Below are 21,760 nucleotides of genomic sequence, written 5' to 3'. Positions count from 1 at the left end.
CGATTGCCGATGTGCTGACCGGCTGACGCGCTGAATATCTGCGATATTGAAGGGCTAACTCAACGAAGCCGCGAGCCGCGCGAAGATGGGCTCGTCGGTGCGGTCGAAGGCGAGCGGCGTGACCGACACGCGCCCTGACGCCACCACAGCCGTTTCGCTGTCGGGGTCGTTCGCGCGTGCGCCCCGTTGAAAGCGCAACCAGTGATAGGCCATGCCGCGTGGATCGACTTGCGGCAACACGTCGATATCTTCGACGAGCCCGACGCCCTGGCGGGTCGGCGTGAGTGGGCCGGCGTGGGCCGCGTCGACATCGGGGAAGTTGATGTTCAGGCAGGTGGGCGCGGCATGCTCGATAGCGAGCAACTGGCGGATCACGCCGGGCGCGAGCGCGCGAGCCGTGTCCCAGCGCACGTTGTCGCGGTTGCTGAAGGTCTGGCTCAGTGCGAACGACGGCAACCCCAGCAGCAGCCCCGTCATGGCGGCGCCGACAGTGCCCGAGAACATCGTTTCCACGCCAAGATTGCCGCCGCGATTGATGCCGGAAAGAATCAGCGTGGGCGGCGCGTCGCGCATCAGGTGGCGGACGCCCATCACGACGCAATCGCCGGGCGTGCCCACCACGCCGAAACGCCGCTCGCCCTGGCGGCTCACCCGCAGCGGTGAATGCAGGCTGATCGAATGCGACGTGCCGCTCTGATCGTGCTCGGGCGCGACCACCCAGACTTCGTGCGCGAGCTCGGCAGCGACCGCTTCGAGTACGGCGAGGCCGGGCGCGTCGATACCGTCGTCGTTCGTCAACAGCACGCGCGGCACTTTGGATTCATAGGCAGACATCGCAGCAAACTCCGTTCAGTCGGTGAGGGAATCCGTCATTATCCAGCCAACGGCAGGTGCATGCCAGGAGGCGGCCGGCGAGCCTTGCAGCCAGTCGGCGGTTTCAGCATCATTTAACCGGCCAGGCAGCATTTAGTCGCTCAGCGACTCACCCAATCACCCACCGCGCCGCGAGCGGCATCAACACCGGCACCACGAACGCGGTGAACACGCCGTTGAGCCCCATGCCCAGGCCGGCGAACGCGCCCATTTCCTCGCTCACCTGAAAAGCGCGCGCCGTGCCGATGCCATGCGACGCGATACCCAGCGCGAAACCACGCACCTCGGGTTCCGCGATACGCAGGGCGTTGAGAATGGCGCGCGCGAACACGGCGCCGAATACGCCCGTCGAAATGACGAGCACGGCCGTCAACGAGGGAATGCCGCCGATCTCGGAAGCGACCGCCATCGCGATCGGCGTGGTCGCCGATTTCGGCGCAAGCGACGCGATCGTTTGATGCGACGCGCCGAACAGCGCGGCCACGCCGACCGCCGAAACGATGGCCGTCAATGACCCGGCGACGAGCCCGCCGATCAGCGGCAATGCGGAGCGGCGCAGTTTCGGCCACTGCCGGTAGAGTGGCAGCGCGAGCGCCACCGTCGCGGGACCGAGCAGGAAGTGGACGAATTGCGCGCCTTCAAAGTAGGTCGCGTAGGGCGTGCGCGTCACTTCGAGCAGCGCGACCAGCAGCGCCACCGCGATCAGCACGGGATTGGCAAGCGGATTGAAGCGCGCCTTCGCATAGATGGCCTGGGCGATGAGGTAGGCGATCAGCGTGATCGTCAGCCCGAGCAAGGGAGTCGCGGCGAGATAGACCCAGATGGCGCCGAGCTTCGGAATGGCGGTCATTACACGGCCTCCGTAACGGATGGATCGCGGCGCTGGCGGCGCATCAGCGCGCGCGTGACGAGTGCCGCCACGGCAATGGCGAGAGACGTGCTGATGGCAATGGAGACGATCACCGCGACGGCGTCGCCACGAATCCGGCTCGCCGACACCATGATGCCGACGCCCGCCGGAACGAACAGTAAGGACAGATGGCGCAGTAATTCGAGCGCGGTCGGCTCGATCGCATCGGCGGATTGCGGGCGCAGCATGAGGAAGCCGAATAACAGCAGCATGCCGATCACGGGCCCGGGCACCGGTAGGTGGAACACATACGAAACACCTTCGCCGAGGCACTGGAAGGTGAGCAGAACAGCGAGCGCTCCAAGCATGGCAGTCTCCAGGACGCAAAACAGAAAATGCGCCATTGTGTACCATGCAGTTTGCCCTGTGCTCGCTCGATGACTCAATGCCGTGACTCAGCCGGCTAACTCAGCCTCCTCATTGAACGGCGTGTGCGAAGTTCGTTGTCGAGTCAGGCGAGCACGCTAACCTTCCCGCTGCGCCGGACGACTTGCCATGCAGATAGAACCGTTTCAGATTGCCATTGCGGATCATGACGTCGACGATCTTCGTCAGCGTATTCGCGCGACCCGCTGGGCGCCGGCAACGGCTTCGCCAGCCTGGCAGCAGGGCATCGACGCGACGTCGCTGCGCGAACTGGCCGCGTATTGGGCCGGGCATTTCGATTGGCGCGCGGCCGAGCGCGGCTTGAATCGGCAGCCCCAGTTTTTCGCCAATGTACAGGGTCAGCGCGTGCATTTCGTGCACCGGCGCGGCGTGGGTCCCGCGCCTTATCCGCTGGTGATCACGCATGGCTGGCCCGGATCATTCATGGAGTTCCATGCGCTGCTCGACCGCTTGTGCGACCCGGCCGAGTTCGGTGGCGATTCCGCCGATGCTTTCGATGTCGTCGTGCCTTCGCTGCCCGGCTTCACGTTCTCGCAGGCGCCCGCTCGACCTGGCATGTCCGCGTTTCAGGTGGCGGACATGTGGGCGTCGCTGATGCACGGCCTCGGTTACGAGCGCTTCGGCGCGCAAGGCGGCGATCTGGGCGCCGGGGTGTCGATCGCGCTTGCCGCGCGGCATCCGCGAATCGTGGACGGCATTCATCTCAACTTCCTGCCGAGTTCGTATGAGCCGGCCATCGGCGCGGCGCAGATGCCGCTCACGGCGGCAGAGGAAAGATTCTTGCGGGAGAAGAACGAATGGGCCGCGCTCGAAGGCGGTTATGCCCACATGCACACCACCAAACCACAGACGCTGGCAGCCTCGCTCAATGATTCGCCCGTGGGACTGGCGGCATGGATCGCCGAGAAGTTTCGCGCATGGAGCGATTGCGAGGGCGACGTCGAGAGTATCTTTTCGAAGGACGAACTGCTCACTAACATCTCGCTCTACTGGCACACCCAATGTATCGGCACGGCGATTCAGATGTACTGGGAAAACCGTCTGCAGCCGATGCGCTTCGCCGAAGGACAACGTGTCGTGCCGCCTGTCGGCTTTGCGCACTTTCCGAAGGAAATCAATCATCCGCCGCGCAGTTGGCTCGAAAGAACTTTCAATGTCGTGCAATGGACCGACATGCAGGCGGGCGGACACTTCGCAGCGATGGAAAAACCGGATTTGCTTGCCGCCGACATTCGCCAGTTCTTCAGGCCGATGCGGCAGCCACATCATTGCTAGGTTGATTGCGACTGCGCTGGCGCCGCAAAGCGGTGTTTGTCTAGACAACACATTGCTGCCGAGCTATTGAGGCGCCTGTTTTCTTTTTCGATGAAACGCGAAGCGGAGGCGGGCACGCCGGAATCAGGCAATCATCGGACTTTAGCGTCGCAAGCGGCCCGCGGCGGCAATCCGAAAAAACGCGTGTGCAGGTAGCTAACAAGTAAGTTATTCGCGGACGCTCAGTCATGCATCTGCAATTATTGCGAGAAGCGCACGGTCCATGTGGACCTCGGCGGCTCACGCGTCGCGTCTCTCTGCTTTTTGGCGGAAAGGCAATGCAAGGACGTGAAACGATAGATCAAACGTGATATCTGCGCCCCGGCTCATCCGACTCCATCGCCGCAGATCAACGTACCCGGTTCGAATATGACGCCGAGATGGCACGAATCGCGGTTTCCAATACTGCGCACCTTGCGGGGCTGTTACGCCTCAAGGCAAGAACATGTAGATCAACTTCGGCCAGCAACGGCGGCGCGCCAGAAGGCGATCTGTCGCTAGCGCATGGTGAGGAACAACGTGAATCTTTTTCCTTGCACTCTCGTTTATGTGGATGTCGATGCGGAGCCGGGGCCCAACTCGACGAATCGCGATCCGCTCTCGTACGTAAGCCAGGCGATCTGCCTGAATAACAGCTTACGGCGCGTGGGCATGCCGACCCTGACCATCATGACGAACGCGCCGGCGCTCGTCGCGCGCCGTCTGGAAAGTATGCCGGCGGCGAACCGGCCGGCAGTAGTGACACTTACGGCGACGATCGATCTGCCGAAGAACACGCCGTTCTACGCCGCGCATTTCAAACTCGATCTGATGGATCAGGTCGCGGCGACTCTACCCGCCGACACGATGATGCTATTGCTCGACGCCGACATGGTGGCCCTGCTGCCGCTCGCGCCCGACCTGATCGAGCGATGCGCGCAAGCCGGCCTCGGCGTATTCGACATTTCGGATCAGGTCTTTCCGGCCTACGGCAGCGAGCGTGTGGTCGCGGATCTGGAAATCGTCGCTGACCGGCGGCTCAAAAATCCTCGCTGGTATGGCGGCGAGTTCATGCTTGCGACGCCGGCTTCGCTGCGCCGGCTCGTGCCGCGCGCGCGAGCCAGTTACGCGCGCTACCTAAGCGAAAGCGCGCGCCTGAGGCATCACGGCGACGAAGCGTTCATCTCGGCCGCGCTCAATGCGCTGGGCGACGAAGGGCAGGTGCTGATCGAGGTCGGCGCATATCAGGCGGTAGGTCGTCATTGGCCAGGCAACAACTATCGAGACGTCCGGTGGTTTCGCTGCTGCTCGTTCGTCCATTTGCCGGGTGGCAAGGCGTTGCTCGAAAAGGAAGGGCGTTTCGACGATTTCGTGCCGGACCGTTTCTGGCGCCACATGCGCGTCGCGCATGTGCGTGGCCGCGTGCGCCACGCCCTGAAGCGGATCGCGAGGATGCTGAGCGTAGGGCGGCTCGCGTCGTTGTCCGCGTATGCGTTGCGCAGCGTGAAGAGCTAGCCGCGTCGCTTACCTATGCGCCGCGGCAAGCGCTCCCGCGCGCCGCTGGTCACATTTTCACGTCGATGCGTCCATAGACGCCGTTCGCTTCGTCATTCGGACCGGCCGCGAAAAACAGCGTATTGACCGGCTGATTGCTGAGCCCGTTACCGAATGCGATACCCCACAGGCCGTGCTGGACGAACGCGCTTCCGTCAGGCAGATTGATCGCGCCAAGCGATTGACCGCTGACCGGATCGAAGGCGTTGATCGTGCCGTCGCCGAAGTTCCCAACCAGCACGTCGCCGCTAAACCGTCCGAAATTGGCCGGCGCCTGCGTGATTCCCCACGGCGCATTCAGCGCGCCCGCCGAAGCGAACCGCTGCAGCAGGTTGCCTGCCGTATCGAAGATATCGACGAAACCGAGGCCGGCGCCGTCGAGGTTGTCGTGCGCCTCTGCGTCCTGCTTGGCGTAGGTCACGAAGAGCTTCGTGCCGATTGCCTGAATACCGAACGGCGCAAAGCCTGCCGGTATCGACGCATCCTGAAACTTGCCCGGCGTTGCAAGCTTCGTGAAGCTTCTGTCGAATACGTCGATTCTGTTGTTGTGAAAGTCGGTGGCGTAGAGAAAGTTGGCGCCGCCGTTGCTGGCCAGCGCCAGACCTTTGTAGACCGCGCCGCTGCTGCCGCTGTCGAACACGACGAATGCGGTGGTCGGGGCGACCGTCGGAGCCCACGCCGTAATCGTGCCGCCTTCGCCGGCAAAGATGAATGCGCCCACGCCGGACTTGCCGCCTTGCGTCACGACGAAGTCCGTCGTGCCGTTGAAGACAATGCCGGTCGGATTCGCCGGACCGTTCGTTCCATTCGGAATGCTGACGACTAGAGACTGTGGCGTGCCGTTGCCATCGTAAAGCGTCGCGCGCGAGGTGGCGTTGTCCGCGACCCAGACGAAACCCTTCGGATTAAACGCAACGCCCCACGCGTTTTTCAGGTTAGGGTCGGTATGCGCTGCCGCGACTGCGCCGTCCGATACGAGCGCCGTCGATGTATACGACTGCATACTGACCGAGTTGGAACCGCCGCATGCCGCGACGAAACTCACCAACGCCGCGCCGCCCACGGCGACGCCCAATGCCTTAAGCACAGATTTCATGGCCACACCTCTCTGTTCTGACCGATGGTCATTGCGCTTATTGAACGCGCGGTGTTGCAGCTTTATTCCTGTGGCGGAAAAGAATTTTTCGGTTTGTCCCGGTAAGGGTTCGTTGCAGGCATTGGCGGTTTTGTCGAGGCACAATGGAAAGCGGCGACCGTTCGGCGTCATCGCGCCAGGTCGTCTCTCCGTTCCTGAAACGTTTCGACGTGAGGCCGATAGCATGACCGCATCCATCACGCTGGTTCTGTTCGACATGGAAGGTGTTCTGTCCCATTACGACCGCGACGCGCGGGCTGAACATCTGGCGGCGTGCGTGGGGTGTACGCCGCAAGCCGTGCGTCAGGCGATCTGGGGTTCTGGTCTCGAAGCGCGTGCGGACGCTGGCGAGATCAGCGATGACGAGTATTTGCGCGAGCTAGGCATTCTGTTGAATCACCCGATCAGCCGCGACGACTGGCTTGCTGCCCGTCACGCGTCGATTACGCCGAACGAGGACGCGCTCGCGCTGGCCGCGAAAGTCGCCGAACGCAGTCGCATCGCGGTGCTGACGAACAATTGCCGGTTGTTGACCGATAACATTGGGTATCTGAATCCGCCGGTGGCGCGGCTGTTCGGCTCGCATGTCTATTCATCGGCGCTGTACGGTGCCGCGAAACCCGCACCGCAGACCTATTTGCGTTGCGTCGATCAGCTTGGCGTACCACCGGCCGAAACGCTGTTCGTCGATGACACGGACGCCAACGTGAACGGCGCGATCGATGCGGGACTGCAGGGTCACAGGTTTGTCGGTGTCGACGCTCTGTCGCACGAGTTGCAAGCTCGTGGATTGATCTAGCCAAAACGACCTTGACTCCGCGCGTTCAGCGTCTATAGTTCACCATATGGTGAAGTCTCCAGTCAGTCAACTTGATCGTACGTTTTCCGCCCTCGTGGACCCCACGCGGCGGGCCATCCTCACGCGTCTCGAGCGCGAGCCCGGTCTGTCGGTCACGGAAATCGCGCGTCCGTTGCCGCTCAAACTGCCCGCCGTCATGAAGCACCTCGACGTGCTGAGCGACGCGGGTCTGGTGGCGCGCACGAAGCATGGCCGAACCGTCACGGTGGAACTGGTCCCCGGACCGATGGAAGAGGCCATGGCGTGGTTGCGGCGCTATGAACGCTTCTGGTCCGCGAGCCTCGACCGGCTTGCCGATTTTGTGGAGGGTAACGAAGAATGATCGAGGAAAAGCCCAGCCTGACCCTCGTGCGGCGCATTAAAGCGCCACCCGAAAAAGTCTACGCGGCATGGACGCGGCCGGAGTTGATGGCGCGTTGGTGGGGGCCCGACGCCGGACCGGTGTTGAGTGCCGAAGCGGACCCTCGCGTGGGCGGTCGCTTTCGCGTGGTGTTCCAGACGCTGGATGGCGAAACGCACGACTGTCGCGGTGAGTACCGGGAAGTCGAAGCAGACCGCAAGCTCGTCTTCACATGGGAGTGGGTGACGCTGCCCGAACGCAGGTCGCTGGTCACGATCAGGTTTCGGCCGATTGAAGAAGGCACGGAACTGAATTTCACGCACGCGCAGTTCCTCGACGAAGCCGCGCGCGACGGTCATCGCACCGGCTGGAGCGGTGCGTTCGAGAAGCTGGAAGCACTGTTCGCCGAGCTGGAAAACGCGGGCGAATAAAGCACATTCCGGGCAAGTCAACGCATATCGAGGTCCACCATGAAGCTCTACTATGCCGAAACGCTGTCTCCCAGAAAAGCCTGCGCAATGGCTGGGTACTTAGGTTTGCCAATCGAATACGTCTTTGTCGATCTACGCAAGGGTGAGCATACTAGGCCCGCCTATCTGGCGATCAATCCGAACGGCAAGGTGCCATGTCTCGTCGACGGCGATAAGAGCATTTGGGAATCCGATGCGGTTATCTGCCACCTTGCGCAGCGCGCCGAATCCAGACTGTGGCCGCGCGACGCACAGCAGCAGATCGAAATCACGCGCTGGTTCAGCTGGAATAATCAGCACCTATACCGGCACGCGGGTTCGCTTTATTTCGAGTATCTGATCAAGCCGTGGGTCGGACTAGGCGAGCCCGAGCCTTCGAAGGTTGCAGAAGCTCAAGGGTTTTTCCGCAAACATGCCGCCGTGCTGAACCAGCATCTGAAGGGGCGTAAGTGGCTGCTGGGTGATGACATGTCGGTCGCGGATTTCTCCGTGGGCGTCACGCTGCCGTACGCAAAAAGCGCCGCGATGCCGCTTGACGAGTTTCCGGAAGTGCAGCGCTGGCACGATCAGTTGAACGCGATCGATGCATGGCGCAATCCTTTTCCGGCGCGGCCGGAGCGCGCCACGGCGAATGCTTAAGGAGGCGCCATGTGCTGCGCGATAGTTGCCCTCACAATGACCTTGCTGTCCAGTTGGCAGAGCGTGTCGGGTTCGCTCGCCGGTCGAGGCGGGCGGCTGCGCCGGATCGCGATCGTGGTCATCGCGATCGGCGCCGCAGCGGGCTCCGCCATGGCGGCGGATCAGTTCGCGACGGCAGGTCGTGGCGAGTCGTCTTTTATGGCGTGGCTTGGCAGCATGCCGATCTGCGGTCGCTTCATCCGCTAGCGGGGTGTTGCGCACGATCGCGCAAGTAGAACACATTGCGGCTGCGCCGCATTAGCCGGCGCTCAACGTGCCATGCCGATTTGCCGTATCGTACAGAGTCACTGTATTGCGCGCGAATGGAGGGCACGTCATGGCACTTTCTTCGAAAGACGCAGCAAGGCTTTCCGGCAGACGCCGTTTTCTGCACACAGCGAGTAGCACGGCAATCGGCCTGTCGGCTTCGCTTGCTTTGCCGAGGCTGGCCCCGGCGCAAACGCCAGATCAATCTCAAACCGAATCCACGACGCCGTTGCCGCGCATGGCGCAACGCGTGATTCCCGCGACAGGCGAGCGACTGCCTGTGGTCGGCTGCGGCACATGGCGTACCTTCGATGTCGGCAACGATCCCGCCGCTCGCGCACAACTTGCCGGCGTTCTGCGCATTCTGTTCGAGGCCGGCGGTTCGACGATCGATTCTTCGCCGATGTACGGTTCTTCGGAAGCGGTCGCCGGTGCGTTGCTCACGCAACTCGACGCGCACAATAAAGCTTTCGTCGCCACCAAAGTCTGGACCGAAGGACGCGAAGCGGGCATCGCGCAAATGGAAGAATCATTGCGTCGCTTTCAGCAACCGCGCATCGACCTGATGCAGGTGCATAACCTGCTGGACTGGCGCACGCAACTCGCCACATTGCGCGACTGGAAAGCGCGCGGCCGGATTCGCTATATCGGCATTACGCACTACACGTCTAGCGCATTCGATGAAGTGGCGGCCGTCATGCGCAACGAAAAGCCCGACTTCGTACAGGTCAACTACGCGGCGGACGACCGCGCCGCAGAGACGCGCATCTTGCCGCTTGCGGCGGAGTTGGGCATTGGCGTGGTGATCAATCAGCCCTTCGGCGGTGGCGGCCTGCTTGCACGCGTCAGCAAAACGCCGCTGCCTGGGTGGGCTGCGGAAATTGGCTGCACGAGTTGGGCGCAGATTCTGCTGAAGTTCGTGCTCGCGCAGCCGGCGGTGACGGTGGTGATTCCGGGCACCGGGCGTCCGCAATACATGGCGGACAATGTGCGGGCCGGTTCGGGCCCATTACCCGACAAGGCCATGTGCGCGCGAATCGTAGCGGCGGTGAACGGATAGCGCATTATTCGCGCCGATTCCTTTTCTGAACTCTCCAGCTAGTTCAAATTAAAACCTCGCCGTAGGTTATTCAGCTGCATGGTCGCGCCATAACATAATCCGAACAAAAGAAAAATAAGCTTTCCCGTAGTTGCAGGCGATATTGCGAGTCTTAGAGGATTAACTCGATCTCATTACCGAAGCCATTCGGTTCGCATACGCATTGCCCGGCTGAAAGAAAGTTTGTGAAAGGAAGTTGACACGGGAACGTTTGCCAAACTAGGCTACGCACTGTCGTCAAAAACTGATCTCGGATTTCGCTATCTGCCCGGAGACGCAGGTAAGCCGCCGCTTTGCCGGTCAGTTAAACGATTGAATGAAAGCCGACAAAAACGGCCGAAGCTGTCTTTGTGAAAGCATTGTAATAAACGCGTAGCGCGATTTGAAAATCAGCCACAAGTGCTGAGGCGCCAACACGTCCAAATATTCTCGCTAGCAATTCGGTGCTAGTGCGGGAGACCTTTTTCTCTGAAAGACAGAGAAAACAAGCTGAACCACTCAACGCACTTTCTTTATACCGATATTGTCAGTCGAGGATTAATAATGCGTATAAATTTCCGATTGCAGATGCAGTGCCTCGCACTCGCCGGAATTGCGGTTCTGGCGGGATGCGGCGGCAGCGACGGCTCGTCGTCGTTGGCGAGCAAATCCGGGCAGACACCCGCGACCGCGCCGGCTGCCTCCGAGGTGGCGCTGACCCCGCCCGCCGCGCCGGTCGTTGCGGACACATCGATCAACAAGTCGGTGCCACCGGTCGAATTGCCCGACACGGTTACGCCGATCAACTACAAGCTCTGGTTCCGGCCGAATCCCGCGCTGTCTTCGTTCGATGGCCGGGCCGACGTACAGATCAAGGTGCAGAAGGCGGTCAACGCGATCACCATCGCCGGGCACCGGGTCAAGTTCACGAATGGCACGATCACGCTTCAGCCGGGCAACATTGCGTTGATCGCCACGCCGCAGGACGACGGCGATTTCTACCAGCTTCGCCCCGTGAGCGGGCAGATCGCCGCCGGCAACTACTCGCTGCATATGGAGTGGAGCGGCATCATCAACTTCAAGACTTATGACGATCCGGTCGCGAAGACCGGCGGCAGTTGCGGCGATGATCCCTATCCGGGTTGCTCCGCGGCGGAAGGCGTGTTCCGCGTCGATCTGAAGTCAACGGATGGCACCACGAGCGGCGCGATTCTCACACAAGGCGAATCGAACCTGGCGCGCCAATGGTTCCCCGGCTGGGACGAGCCGGCCTTCCGGCCGACCTACGAGGTGAGCGCGGAAGTGCCGCAAAACTGGAACGTGGTCTCGAATGCGGCGGAGAAGCCCGCGGTCAACGTGGATGCAGGCTACAAGCTGGTGTCGTTCGAAAAGACGCCGCCCATGCCGTCGTATCTGCTGTTTTTCGGCGGCGGCCAGTTCGACATTCTCGAGGACGACTTCACAAGCCCGCTGCCCGACGGCAAAGGTCTGCATCTGCGCATCTTCACACCGCCCGGCATGCGCGATTGGGCCAAACCGGCCATGCAGCAAACCAAGCAGGCACTCGATTACTACTATCGCTACACCGGCATTCCGTTGCCGCTCACCAAGTTCGACACGATCGCGGCCAACGACGCGTTCAAGGAGCAGAAGGACCTGAACTTCGGCGGCATGGAGAACTGGGGCGCGATTCTCGAATTCGCCGACGATATCCTGCCGGCGCCCGGCACCACCATGTCCGATTACGGCGTGACGGTGCTCACGCACGAAGCCGCGCACCAATGGTTCGGCGACCTCGTCACGCTCGACTGGTGGGACGACGTCTGGCTCAACGAATCGTTCGCGACCTTCTTCGAGAACAAGACCAAGGTGCGCTTCTTCCCGGAGCGCTTCAGCTGGGTCGACGACGTGAAGAATAAATACGCCGTGATGAATGCGGATCTGAAGTCCACCGCGTTCCCGGTGCAGCCGAACTTCAACGGCTGGGCCTCGAACGACTTCGTGCTGAGCGCGAGCGCCTTCACGTACGACAAGGGTGGTCACGTGCTGAAGATGCTGGAGAACTATCTCGGCGAAGAAGTCATGCGCAAGGGCCTGCAGTCGTACCTCGCCGACTATTCGCTCGGCAACGTCACGCCGAAGCGTCTGTGGGACGAACTGGCGAAGGTTAGCGGTCAGCCGATGGTGGCGATCGGCGACAGCTTCGTGCGGCAGACCGGCGTGCCTCTGATTTCGCTCGATACGCAATGCGATCTGACGACCAATCAGACCGTGGTCACGCTGAAACAGGCGCCGTTCCCGAACCAGAATCAGTATCCGGGTACGCAGTGGACCATTCCGTTGACGCTCGCGTACGGTGACGGGCTGACTTCACGCAAGACGCTGGCAATGAAGGACACGCAAACCCAGGTGCGTCTGAACGGCTGTTCCGCGGTGCTCGCCGATCCGAGCGGTCTCGACTACTACGTGACCAACTACAGCAACAGCGCATGGAGCCAGCTGCTGGCGCAGGGCAATGCGCTGAAGGATCCGGTGCTGCTGACCAGTCTGCAACTCGAGGCGAAGCTGCTCGTGAAAAACGGTCTGGCAGATCCGTCGCGTGAAACCAGTATCGGCTCGCTGAGTCCGGCGGCCGCACCGCTTGCCCATCAGTTGATGATGGCAACGCCGACGACGCAGTCGCTGCGTCCGACGATCCGCTATCAAGGCAAGTTGCGGCAGAAGCCACAGGCGCAGCAAGCTCAGTAAGCAGAAGGTCAGAGTAGCGCAGCGGCCCGCCTCGCCATGCAGCGAGGCGGGCCGCTTTTTCGTTGCAGCTGTGCCGACTGACAAAAAAGACCTGCGCGATGGATTACCCCGGGAATAAAACCGGGGCCGGTCCAGTCATGCCTGACGAACCGATCCGCAAGGGCCGCCGGATAATCCGCGGCCCGTCTGCGACTCTTTATCGTGAGGTCAACATGTCGTCAGATCATTCGTTCGACGCGTCGCGTCGCGGCGCGCTGAAGTGTCTTGCATTCGGTGGCCTGGGCACCGTATTCGTTTTGTCCGGCGGGATACTGACGCCGGTGGAACTGGCGCTCGCCGCGGACCAGAAATCGTCCGCGGCTAGCTCCGGCGTGCCGCTTTTCCTGCAGATCAGCGACTCGCACATCGGCTTTAACAAGGAAGCCAACCCGGACGTGGCGGGCACGCTGAAGCAGACCATCGAGTACGTCAACGCGATGCCGGTCAAGCCCGCGCTGACTATTCATACCGGCGATATCACGCACCTTTCCAAACCTGCGGAGTTCGATCTCGCGGCTCAGTTGATGTCCGGTCTGAAGATCACCGAGCTGCATACCGTGCCCGGCGAGCACGACGTGACGGACGGCCCCGGAACGGAATACTTCAGCCGGTTCGGCAAGCCCTCGGACAACAAGGGCTATTACAGCTTCGACCACCAGGGCGTGCACTTCGTCGGCCTCGTCAACGTCATGCATTTCAAGCCGAACGGGCTGGGCGGTCTGGGCGACGAACAACTCGAGTGGCTCGAAAACGATCTGAAGGGGCGTTCGTCCAGCACGCCGATCGTCGTGTTCGCGCATATGCCGATGTGGACGATCTACGAGCCGTGGGGTTGGGGCACCGGCGATGCCGGACAGGCGATGAGCTATCTGAAGCGCTTCGGCTCGGTGACGGTGCTGAACGGCCACATTCATCAGATCGTGTCGAAAGTGGAGGGCAACATCACCTTCCATACGGCGCGCTCGACGGCCTATCCGCAGCCGACCGCCGGCAACGGCACCGGCCCCGGACCGTTGACGGTGGCTAGCGACCAGCTTCCGAAAATGCTTGGGGTCACCAGCATCAAAGTCACGCGGCATCCGCTGAAGGCGACGCTGAACGACACGACACTGGTTTGATCATCACTTTCTTCTTGCAGGAGATCAGTTATGCAAACTAAAAATATTCGCCGCGTTTTTCTCGTAATGGCCGCCAGTTCGGCATTGTTTGCGGAATTTTCCGGGTTCTCGGTGGCTCGGGCGGAGACGTCGAACGCGGTCGTCATCAAGAACTTCATGTTCTCGCCGATGGAACTGACGGTCAAAGCCGGCTCGACTGTGACCTGGAAAAATCTCGACGGCGAACCGCATACCGTCGTGAACGACGCGGGCATGTTTCGCTCCGCCGCGCTCGATCAGAACGACACTTACCAGTTCAAGTTTGACAAGCCGGGCGTGTACAAGGTGTTTTGCGGCATCCACCCGAATATGAAGGAAACGATTACCGTGCAGTAAGCGCCGAAATGGGAGAGATGCCGGCGCGGCGTTCGCCGTGGCGAACGGCGGGATGCGACGACCCGGGTCTCCACACGCAGTCTCCACACTCAAAATAACAGTAGCCGCCTCGCGCCTAAACCGAGCTTCCATACGCCAGCGCGAGCGCCGCCGGCCGCGGCGATACGACATGCTCGCCTGGTGGTCGTGGAGGCGGAACGCGGCGTTCGCCGTGCCGATCAAGGCGAGCCACGCGCGCCGCGATTCCATCTGATCCCGCGCGAGTCCGGCCCGCGCCTGTCATCGATTGCAGCCAACAAGCGGCTATCAGGAATGGCACTTGCGTTTAAGACGCGAGACGTCAAGCGCGAGCGAGCGATTGTGACTGAGCGCGGCTGTCGCCTCACCTCACAGCCGTCCGCTCGCCGCCCGCCGCGTGCGGCTTGCACGGCCTGCAGACGCACCTTGCGAAGGCTGCCGACATTGCGCGCGACTACCAGCGTCGTAGAAGTTTTACCTGTTTCTCCAACGCAACCCTGCCTCGCCAAGACGCCGTTTAAAGCGCAGCATGGCCGTGTTGTTCTCGTGCGTTGAGGAGGCTAAATTCGTCGAACGGCTTTGCGCGGATCACCAGGATCGTGTGAACAAAGCCTGCCGACAGATCAGACATAAGGATTTTGTGGAGAGTACTGCGATGTTCAATGATCCCAACTTGCCCCACTCTCTGGCCGCCGGTCCGGATGCCGGCGGCCGGGTGAACGGTCTGCCACGTTCCGCTGCGCCGCCGCGGTTCGGACGCTTCGCCATGTGCGTGGCTGTGGCCAGCGCGCTCGCGATCGGCGTGATGGGTACGGTGGCGTACGGTGTCTGGTTCAATCACGATCAGAAGGCCTACACCGAAGCAATGGCCGGCGCACGGCAAGCGCTCGGCAGCGGCGCATCGGGGAGTGCGGCGGTGGTTGCACGAACCAGCGGCGCGACATCGTTGCCGTCAGCGTCGGCGGAACGCAGCCCGACGGTGACGGCAGCACCCACCGTCGACGATCCGGAAGCGGGCGGGCAGTTAGCCACCTGGTCTGGTGAGGTCAAACGGCATTCGCCACCGGCGCTCCAGACAAACTTCGTGACAGATGCGGCGCCCGACGCGCCTGCTTCCTCTGCCAGCGCGGCCCGACGTTCGGCAAGCGTCGGCGCGCCTGCCGTGCAGCAAGCGGTCCCGTCGCGAGCGGGTAAAGATGGCCGTGCAACTCCGCAGGAGCGCCGTACGACCTTGGCGAACGCGAAGCATAAAGACAACGCGTTCACCCGCATCGGGCTCTTTTTTCGTCGAGTGAACTATCGGCAGCATGGCAACGCAAATCGGCAAGACATCTATTCCCATCCCTGAGCGACGACGTGGCGCTCGCGTTGGTGCGGCAGGCGCCTTCATAACCCGGTTCAGGCGGGCGCCCGCCATGTTGGCCGGCGCCTCGCTGGTCTGTCTGCTGGCTGGTCTTCTGTATCTCGCCTCGCAGATCAGAACGATCTTTTCCGATCAGTTGAAACAGGAATACGCCGGGCTCGTGCTCGAAGCGGCAGGCCGCGCGGACAGTGCGCGTGCCATGGTGGACGTATGGCGGCAACGCCCCGGTGATCGCGAGGCGCAAGCGCAGGGTTACCGGCAGGCACGTGCCGAACTCGCCGATCGCCTCGGGGCGCTCGCGGCATTGGTGAACGCCAGCCCGTCTGCTGCGCCGCACATGCCCGGCTCGGCGTTGATGGCTGACGCCAGTCTGAGCGAGACCGAGGCGCTGCTGGCCACGGTCTCCGCGCATTGGCGGGCACAGCGCGATGCCGATGGCGCGGACATACGCCTGCGCGTCGCCCACGTCGCGAACGTGCTGATCGCGCTGGCTGCGCTGCTGTTCTGTTTGTTGCTCACCGCGCTCGGCATGTACGCCAAACGCAATCGTCAACTGGTGGGCCAGTCGTACGAATTCGAGTACGCCGCGTTGCACGATCCGCTCACCACGCTGCCGAACCGGCGCCAGCTGTTCGCCGTGCTCGACGATGCAGCGGCGAACCCGCAGCCAGGGCCGGCGCCTCGCAAAATCGCCGTGCTGTATGTGGATCTGGATGGTTTCAAGCAGGTCAACGACTCGCATGGCCACCGTGCCGGCGACGAATTCCTGATCGCGGTATCGCGGCGTTTTCGCGAGTCGGTGCGCAAACGCGATGTTGTCGCGCGCATTGGCGGCGACGAATTCGCGGTACTGATACACGAATTCTCAACGGCCGACGAACTGGCCGAAGTCGCACGTCGGCTGATTGCGTGCGTGGTGGCGACCGATGAGCAGATGGGACTCGGGCTGGTGCGCGCGAGTATCGGCATTGCCAGCTTTCCCGACCTCGTCGGCGATTACCAGCGTCTCGTGGCCGCGGCGGACGAGGCGATGTACCGCGTCAAGCGCAGCGGCAAAAACGGTTACGCATTCACAGCGAAAGCTGACTGAGCGCACACTCGGCGCGTGTGTGCATGTTTGCGTGTGCGCATCCTCGGTGCGGAGCAGGGTTGTGCCTCTTCGGCTTCACTTTCCGCCCCGGCATTCGAATACCCCTACGCGATGACCTCGCGCACGCTCAGCTTTGTTTCGTGTTACAAAAACGAGGCTCGACGACGTATGCATGATTCATGCGCCGGCGCGATCGTGGTCGATGCGAATTCGGTCCCAGCGGAAAGATCCATGTCCAGATATTCGATGATGCGCGCCGTAAGGCGCTTGAAGCAGCCGGAGTGGGGCGTCGCCATTCTGGTCGCGGCCTTGGCTGCCTGCGCGCCGGTGCCTCCCGCGCCTGTTCAACCCGTCGCTCAATCCGTCGCCCAACCGGCTGTCATTCAACCGGCCGCACAGCCCGGCAATCAGGCCGGCGCTCAGGCCGGCGCTCAGGCTACAGCCCGCACCACCGCAGGGTCGCTGCCGGTCCCGCCAAACCTCGTTGTGCTGGCGCAGCCGGCCGGTCAGAAACGATTGACGGGTGCAGCGTCCAACCAGTCATACTGGCCGCTCTCGCAGTATTTCGAAACCCAGCGTAACGAAGCCTATTGCTCCGTGGCCACGTCGGTCATGGCGCTCAACGCATTGGGCATCCGCCGGCCCGAGACGACGCAATACCCGGATTTTCCGTTCTTCTCGCAGGACGATTTTTTCCGCGCAATCGATCCGCAGGTCGCCAACGCCGCGCAGGTGTCGAGAGAGGGCATGACGCTCGACCAGCTCGGCACGGCCCTCACTGCATTTCCGGTGGCGGTCAGGAAATATCACGCCGCGGACCTGTCGCTCGGCCAGTTCCGCGATATCGTGCGCGCGACCACGGCGCACAACGACCGCTTCGTGCTGTTGAATTTCCGGCGCATGGAAATCGGCGAAGCGGGTGGCGGACACTGGTCGCCGCTCGGCGCTTACGACTCGGCGAGCGACAGCGCGTTGCTGCTCGATGTGGCGCGTTACAAATATCCGGCCGTCTGGGTGCCGGTCGCGCAGTTGTACGCAGCGGCGCTGGCGGTGGATAGCGTGAGCGGACTGTCGCGCGGCATCGTGATTATCGGCAAGCGGCAGAATTAGAAGCGGGTTGCCGATGCATCGAGAAGACTTCGACGTGACGCGTTCAGTGCGAGCCATTCATGGCTCGCACCAGGCAACTGGCACCGGCATTAGACAGCAAGCAGCACGCAGCACGCATTACACACGCGCCAAACCTATTTCACCCGCTTCACCACCGGTGTCTTCCACTTGCCGTCCAGCAGCGCCGGTTTGGGCCAGTAGAAGCGCATGGTGATCATGAACGGCCCATCCGGCGCCGGCAGCCAGTTGGCCTCTTTGCCCTTGCCCGGCGACTTCGCCTGAATATAGATCGTCAGGCCGCCATCGCGATCCTTCCTGAGTTGCGGCAGCATGGGCGAATTGATCAGATAGCGATCGATCGGATTCTTCACGAGCAACTGACTGGGCAGCGCGTACATGGTCACCGACCAGAACGCATTCACTGGCGGCAATTGTCCCTTCGGAAACCGCAGCACGTAGCGACGCTGACTGCCGTCGAGGGGCTGGCCGGCCGAATCCTTGTCGAGCACCGGATACAACGCCTCCTCGCGCGAGTTCGCGCCGATGCCGACCTGGGTGCCGGTGGCGCGCGCCACGTAGTCGTTCTTCAGATACTCGCGCGAGCCGAATAGCGTGTCGGTCTTGCCGCCGAGTGAAGCGCGCTTGTCGTCGATCGCCTTCTGACCATCCTGCATGCCGGCCTGAAAGGCCGCTTTCTGCTCGGGGGAGAGCGCGTTGACATCGAACCGTTTGCCGGGCACGACGCCGATCTGTGCAAAGCGGCTGCGCAGCCCCGCTTCGTCCGGATTGACCGGCGCGAACTGCAGCACGAAGGCAAGTTCATTGAAGAACTCGAGCGATGTCCGCGCGGTGGCCGGTGCGATCGGCTTGATCCACTGCACTGGCGGCGCGGTGGGTGCGGGTTTGCTGCCGGTGAACGCCGACAGCGTTTGCACCTTGTAGCCCGCCTGAATCTGCTTGACGTTGTCGAGGTCGTCCGGATTGAACAATTGCGTGCGCCCGACCACGTTCACGAGATCGGTCTCGGAACGGATGACCTGCGTGATGCCATTGGGCGTCTGCCCGTTCCAGCGTGGTCCCGCGATCAGGAACGTGCCGCCGTTGTTGCCCGTCGTGCGGCTGCCGATATACGCGAAGTTGAAGGTGTAGAGGTCCATCAACTGGAACACGAAGTAGCGCTTCGGGTCCATCGGCGGGATGGTGATCACCACCGGTTCCGCGCGCAGGTCGAGGCCGGCGAACGAGTAGGGTGTATCGGAGTTGGGCGTGACGAAGGCGGTGTCGTCCGGCGTGAAAACGCGCGAGATGTTCAGGATGGAATTGAACGGGCCTTTGTATTGCGGGTTGGTGGAGTCCACCGAGAACGCATACATGATGCCGTATGAATCGACCATTGGCGTGCCGTAGAGATAGGCGTCTTTGGCGATCGAGCGGATGTCGGTACTACTGGCGGTGACCGGGGCGACAGGGGCTCTGGCGAAGTCGTTGGTAGGCGCCGTCTGGCAGGCGGCGAGGGCGATGGCCAATAGCGCGGCAGCGATAGTTCGTGTTCTGTACATTGCGACCCTTGCGAATGCGCCGTGCAAGACGGCAGCGTGATCATTCGGACAGCGCGGGACAACAGAGGCAACAGTAAACCGGACTCGCAGTGCAGACGTTCTGCACGCCGCAGCTTGCCTAATGCCGGGGCAAGCTGTCAAGCGGCTTTCGGCAGGCGGGGTGGACAAAGTGTGGGAGCGCGAAAGGCCCGCGCGTCATGACGTCATGCGTGGCGAATCGTCCGTATGCGCAGAAGAAGCCGGTGACGTGTCGATCCATGAACTGTTCTGTAAAACGATCCGATAGCCATCCGGATCTTCGAAAGTTTTGCCTTGACGGTCCCAATAGGGATTCTCAGATTCGCAGGCCATTGCGCCGAGCGCTTCGAGCCGTTCGACGGCCGCACACCATGCATCGCGCTCAGGCAGATAGAGCACGAGAAGGTGCTCGGTGGTCGGCGCCCGGTCCACGGTCACGCCGTGTTGATGCGTGAACTCGATGTGCCAGGGGCAGCCTCGCCGTCCCACGATGACGCCATCGAAGCCCGCGTGATTCTCGAAGCGCGCGAGGACTTCGAAGCCCAGCCCGCGGGTGTAGAAATCGGTGACCTTATGCAGATCGTTGGTGGGGCGGGCGACCCGGAGAACGGGCGAATGCATCGGCGACTCCACGAAACATGGGCGGGCCGCATAGCATAACGTGTCAGTTGCGGCGCGTAGCCGATAACCTTAGCCGGGTGCCTCAAACCGATTACGAAACTTGATTACGAATCCCCCATCACGCCACTACGCGCTGCGCGCCATCTCGCCGAGGCCCGCATTGAAGTCTTCCCTGCGGCCACCCGCAGCGGCGGCCGCCCGAGCCCGAACCGCAGTCTTGCGAATCCGAGTATCGCGCAGCGCCGGACGTGCATCCACCAGATCCGCGTACAGCGCGAGATAGTTCGAAGTCGACGTGTCCCAACCGAAGTCGCGGCTCATCGCGTTACGCTGCAACACGTGCCACGACGATGGCTCAACGAACGCGGACAGCGCGCGGCCCAGTGCATGCATGACGTCGTCCGGGCCTTCGCCGTCGAACAGGAAGCCGGTTGCCTTGCTGTCGCCGCGGGGATCGTACGGCAGATAATCGACGATGGTATCGGCCAGGCCGCCGACACGCGACGCCACCGGAATCGTGCCATAGCGCATCGCGTAGAGTTGCGTGAGTCCGCAGGGTTCGAAGCGGCTGCCATGCAGCAGAATGTCCGCGCCCGCATGCAGCATGTGCGCGCGCCGCTCGTCATAGCCGATCTGCACGCCGACGCGCCCCGGCCATGCCGCCGCGATGTCCTGCAGTGCCTGTTCAATACCATGCTCGCCCTGACCGAGAATCGCGAACTGCAAGCGCGGATGCCGTTCGAGCAGCGCCGGCAGCGTATGCACGACGACATCGGCGAGCTTCTGTTCGGTAAGCCGGCTGCCGATCGCGACCAGCGGCGCGAACGGATCGCGCGTGAGACCGAAGGCCTGCTGCAGTTCACGCTTGCAGGCCTGCTTGCCGGCGGTGTCGTCGACGGAATAGGGGCGGGCGATGAGCTTGTCGGTGGCGGGATTCCAGACCGTGGTGTCGATGCCGTTGACGATGCCCGACAGCTTGCCGGCCTGCGCCTGCAATACGCCTTCCATGCCGTGGCCGAAACGCGGCGTCAGGATTTCGCGTGCATAGCGGCGGCTCACGGTGGTGACGCGATCGGCATGCACAATGCCGGCTTTCATCATGCTGAGCGAGCCGTAGAACTCGATGCTGCGTTCGTCCGACAGCGCGGGCGCCAGCAATTCGGGCGGCACGCCGATCCAGCCGCCCATGGCGAGCGGATGGTTGCCCTGGAACGCGAGGTTGTGAATCGTGAACACGCTTTTCGCGGCAACGCCCGCGAGCCGCAGGTAGAGCGGCGTGAGTCCTGCATGCCAATCGTGCGCGTGCACGATGTCGGGGCGCTTCACGTTGCGCACGCCGCGCGCCACCCGCGCGGCCGCTGCCGCGAGCGAGGCGAAGCGGGTCAGGTTGTCCAGGTAGTCGCGCCCCTGCGGATCGCGGTACAGGCCTTCGCGCGCGAACAGGTGATCCATCTGCAGAAGCAGCACCGGTATGCCGGTGTCGGGCATCTGGCCGCGCAGGAGCCGTGCGTCGCCGCCGGGCAGGCCTATCATGCGCGCGACCGGCGCGACCTCGACGGCGCGTTCGAGCGCGGCCGGATAGGCGGGCATCAGGATCGAGACATCGACGCCGGCATCGCGCAGGGCGGCGGCGTATGCGCTGACCATGTCGCCGAGTCCGCCGGACTTGGCGAGCGGCAGGGCTTCGGAAGCGACGAGAAGAACGTTGAGCGGCAAAGCGGCCCCCAAGGACGGGATTTGTGCACTTGCACAGTGCGGTGAGATGCGTTGAGCTGTCCTTTCAGCAAGGGGTGTGCCTGATGTTTGGGTCGTTATTGTGGCGGCGCGCAAGGTTTGTGTTGCAGTGCGGACAAGCGG

21 protein-coding genes are annotated in these 21,760 nt (G+C 62.4%); 14 read left to right on the top strand and 7 right to left on the bottom strand.

The annotated features are described in order from the left end of the window. Window positions 1-54 precede the first annotated feature (54 nt). The 3 genes from surE to AC57B1_RS21495 all read right to left on the bottom strand — a co-directional run bounded on the left by surE (window position 55) and on the right by AC57B1_RS21495 (window position 2,091). On the bottom strand, window positions 55-834 hold the full coding sequence (gene surE, locus AC57B1_RS21505) for a 5'/3'-nucleotidase SurE (RefSeq protein ID WP_091808204.1): 780 nt from the start codon (window positions 832-834) through the stop codon (window positions 55-57). A gap of 148 nt (window positions 835-982) precedes the next feature. Beyond that, entirely contained in the window at window positions 983-1,723 is a 741-nt protein-coding gene (locus AC57B1_RS21500) for an LrgB family protein (protein WP_091808206.1), read from the bottom strand. Next, a complete protein-coding gene (locus AC57B1_RS21495; protein WP_496418593.1) occupies window positions 1,723-2,091 on the bottom strand; it encodes a CidA/LrgA family protein in 369 nt (122 codons plus the stop codon). The genes AC57B1_RS21500 and AC57B1_RS21495 overlap by 1 nt, the downstream gene beginning before the upstream one ends. Window positions 2,092-2,278: 187 nt before the next feature. Between AC57B1_RS21495 and AC57B1_RS21490 the strand changes: the two genes are divergently transcribed. Next, window positions 2,279-3,445 carry an epoxide hydrolase family protein gene (locus tag AC57B1_RS21490; RefSeq protein WP_496418592.1) on the top strand — a complete coding sequence of 389 codons (1,167 nt, stop codon included), beginning with the start codon at window positions 2,279-2,281 and terminating at the stop codon, window positions 3,443-3,445. A 558-nt stretch (window positions 3,446-4,003) separates the two neighbouring features. Beyond that, window positions 4,004-4,978: a hypothetical protein gene (locus AC57B1_RS21485; protein ID WP_408346049.1), complete on the top strand. Its 975-nt coding sequence runs from the start codon at window positions 4,004-4,006 to the stop codon at window positions 4,976-4,978. Window positions 4,979-5,027: 49 nt separating this feature from the next. On the opposite strand, the gene AC57B1_RS21480 is transcribed toward AC57B1_RS21485, so the two are convergent. After that, a complete protein-coding gene (locus tag AC57B1_RS21480) occupies window positions 5,028-6,113 on the bottom strand; it encodes a TIGR03118 family protein (protein ID WP_496418591.1) in 1,086 nt (361 codons plus the stop codon). Between the two features lie 223 nt (window positions 6,114-6,336). On the opposite strand from AC57B1_RS21480, the gene AC57B1_RS21475 reads away from it, so the two are divergent. The 12 genes from AC57B1_RS21475 (at window position 6,337) to AC57B1_RS21420 (ending at window position 17,705) form a co-directional block, all read left to right on the top strand. Further along, on the top strand, window positions 6,337-6,951 hold the full coding sequence (locus AC57B1_RS21475; protein WP_496418590.1) for an HAD family hydrolase: 615 nt from the start codon (window positions 6,337-6,339) through the stop codon (window positions 6,949-6,951). A gap of 46 nt (window positions 6,952-6,997) precedes the next feature. Beyond that, the gene (locus AC57B1_RS21470) at window positions 6,998-7,333 is read left to right on the top strand and encodes an ArsR/SmtB family transcription factor (protein ID WP_496418589.1); all 336 of its coding nucleotides are present in this window, start codon (window positions 6,998-7,000) and stop codon (window positions 7,331-7,333) included. Further along, window positions 7,330-7,782, top strand: coding sequence for an SRPBCC family protein (locus AC57B1_RS21465; RefSeq protein ID WP_496418588.1), 453 nt, complete (start codon window positions 7,330-7,332; stop codon window positions 7,780-7,782). Before AC57B1_RS21470 ends, AC57B1_RS21465 begins: the two co-directional genes overlap by 4 nt. Before the next feature lie 39 nt (window positions 7,783-7,821). Beyond that, on the top strand, window positions 7,822-8,460 hold the full coding sequence (locus AC57B1_RS21460; protein ID WP_496418587.1) for a glutathione S-transferase family protein: 639 nt from the start codon (window positions 7,822-7,824) through the stop codon (window positions 8,458-8,460). Window positions 8,461-8,496: 36 nt separating this feature from the next. After that, window positions 8,497-8,706 carry a hypothetical protein gene (locus AC57B1_RS21455; RefSeq protein ID WP_496418586.1) on the top strand — a complete coding sequence of 70 codons (210 nt, stop codon included), beginning with the start codon at window positions 8,497-8,499 and terminating at the stop codon, window positions 8,704-8,706. A 130-nt stretch (window positions 8,707-8,836) separates the two neighbouring features. Then, a complete protein-coding gene (locus AC57B1_RS21450; protein WP_496418585.1) occupies window positions 8,837-9,826 on the top strand; it encodes an aldo/keto reductase in 990 nt (329 codons plus the stop codon). Window positions 9,827-10,408: 582 nt separating this feature from the next. Further along, window positions 10,409-12,592 carry a M1 family metallopeptidase gene (locus AC57B1_RS21445; RefSeq protein ID WP_496418584.1) on the top strand — a complete coding sequence of 728 codons (2,184 nt, stop codon included), beginning with the start codon at window positions 10,409-10,411 and terminating at the stop codon, window positions 12,590-12,592. A 212-nt stretch (window positions 12,593-12,804) separates the two neighbouring features. After that, window positions 12,805-13,749: a metallophosphoesterase family protein gene (locus tag AC57B1_RS21440; protein WP_496418583.1), complete on the top strand. Its 945-nt coding sequence runs from the start codon at window positions 12,805-12,807 to the stop codon at window positions 13,747-13,749. A 30-nt stretch (window positions 13,750-13,779) separates the two neighbouring features. Continuing rightward, entirely contained in the window at window positions 13,780-14,124 is a 345-nt protein-coding gene (locus AC57B1_RS21435) for a cupredoxin domain-containing protein (RefSeq protein ID WP_496418582.1), read from the top strand. 691 nt (window positions 14,125-14,815) lie between these two features. Next, window positions 14,816-15,490 (top strand): hypothetical protein, encoded by a 675-nt coding sequence (locus AC57B1_RS21430; RefSeq protein ID WP_496418581.1) that lies wholly within the window; start codon window positions 14,816-14,818, stop codon window positions 15,488-15,490. Window positions 15,491-15,557: 67 nt separating this feature from the next. Beyond that, window positions 15,558-16,595 carry a GGDEF domain-containing protein gene (locus AC57B1_RS21425; protein ID WP_496418580.1) on the top strand — a complete coding sequence of 346 codons (1,038 nt, stop codon included), beginning with the start codon at window positions 15,558-15,560 and terminating at the stop codon, window positions 16,593-16,595. A 231-nt stretch (window positions 16,596-16,826) separates the two neighbouring features. Then, complete coding sequence (locus AC57B1_RS21420) at window positions 16,827-17,705, top strand: phytochelatin synthase family protein (protein WP_496418579.1); 879 nt, start codon at window positions 16,827-16,829, stop codon at window positions 17,703-17,705. Window positions 17,706-17,839: 134 nt separating this feature from the next. Here AC57B1_RS21420 and AC57B1_RS21415 read toward each other — a convergent pair whose 3' ends face one another. The 3 genes from AC57B1_RS21415 to glgA all read right to left on the bottom strand — a co-directional run bounded on the left by AC57B1_RS21415 (window position 17,840) and on the right by glgA (window position 21,619). Continuing rightward, the gene (locus tag AC57B1_RS21415) at window positions 17,840-19,264 is read right to left on the bottom strand and encodes a DUF1254 domain-containing protein (protein ID WP_496418578.1); all 1,425 of its coding nucleotides are present in this window, start codon (window positions 19,262-19,264) and stop codon (window positions 17,840-17,842) included. Between the two features lie 195 nt (window positions 19,265-19,459). Beyond that, on the bottom strand, window positions 19,460-19,903 hold the full coding sequence (locus AC57B1_RS21410) for a VOC family protein (RefSeq protein WP_496418577.1): 444 nt from the start codon (window positions 19,901-19,903) through the stop codon (window positions 19,460-19,462). A 126-nt stretch (window positions 19,904-20,029) separates the two neighbouring features. Further along, on the bottom strand, window positions 20,030-21,619 hold the full coding sequence (glgA, locus tag AC57B1_RS21405) for a glycogen synthase GlgA (protein ID WP_496418576.1): 1,590 nt from the start codon (window positions 21,617-21,619) through the stop codon (window positions 20,030-20,032). Window positions 21,620-21,760 lie beyond the last annotated feature (141 nt).

Source organism: Paraburkholderia sp. BGA-UO-ETr-F21 (assembly GCF_059567925.1).
Note: the sequence above shows the minus strand (reverse complement) of the source record. Positions and strands in the feature narration are given on the sequence as shown.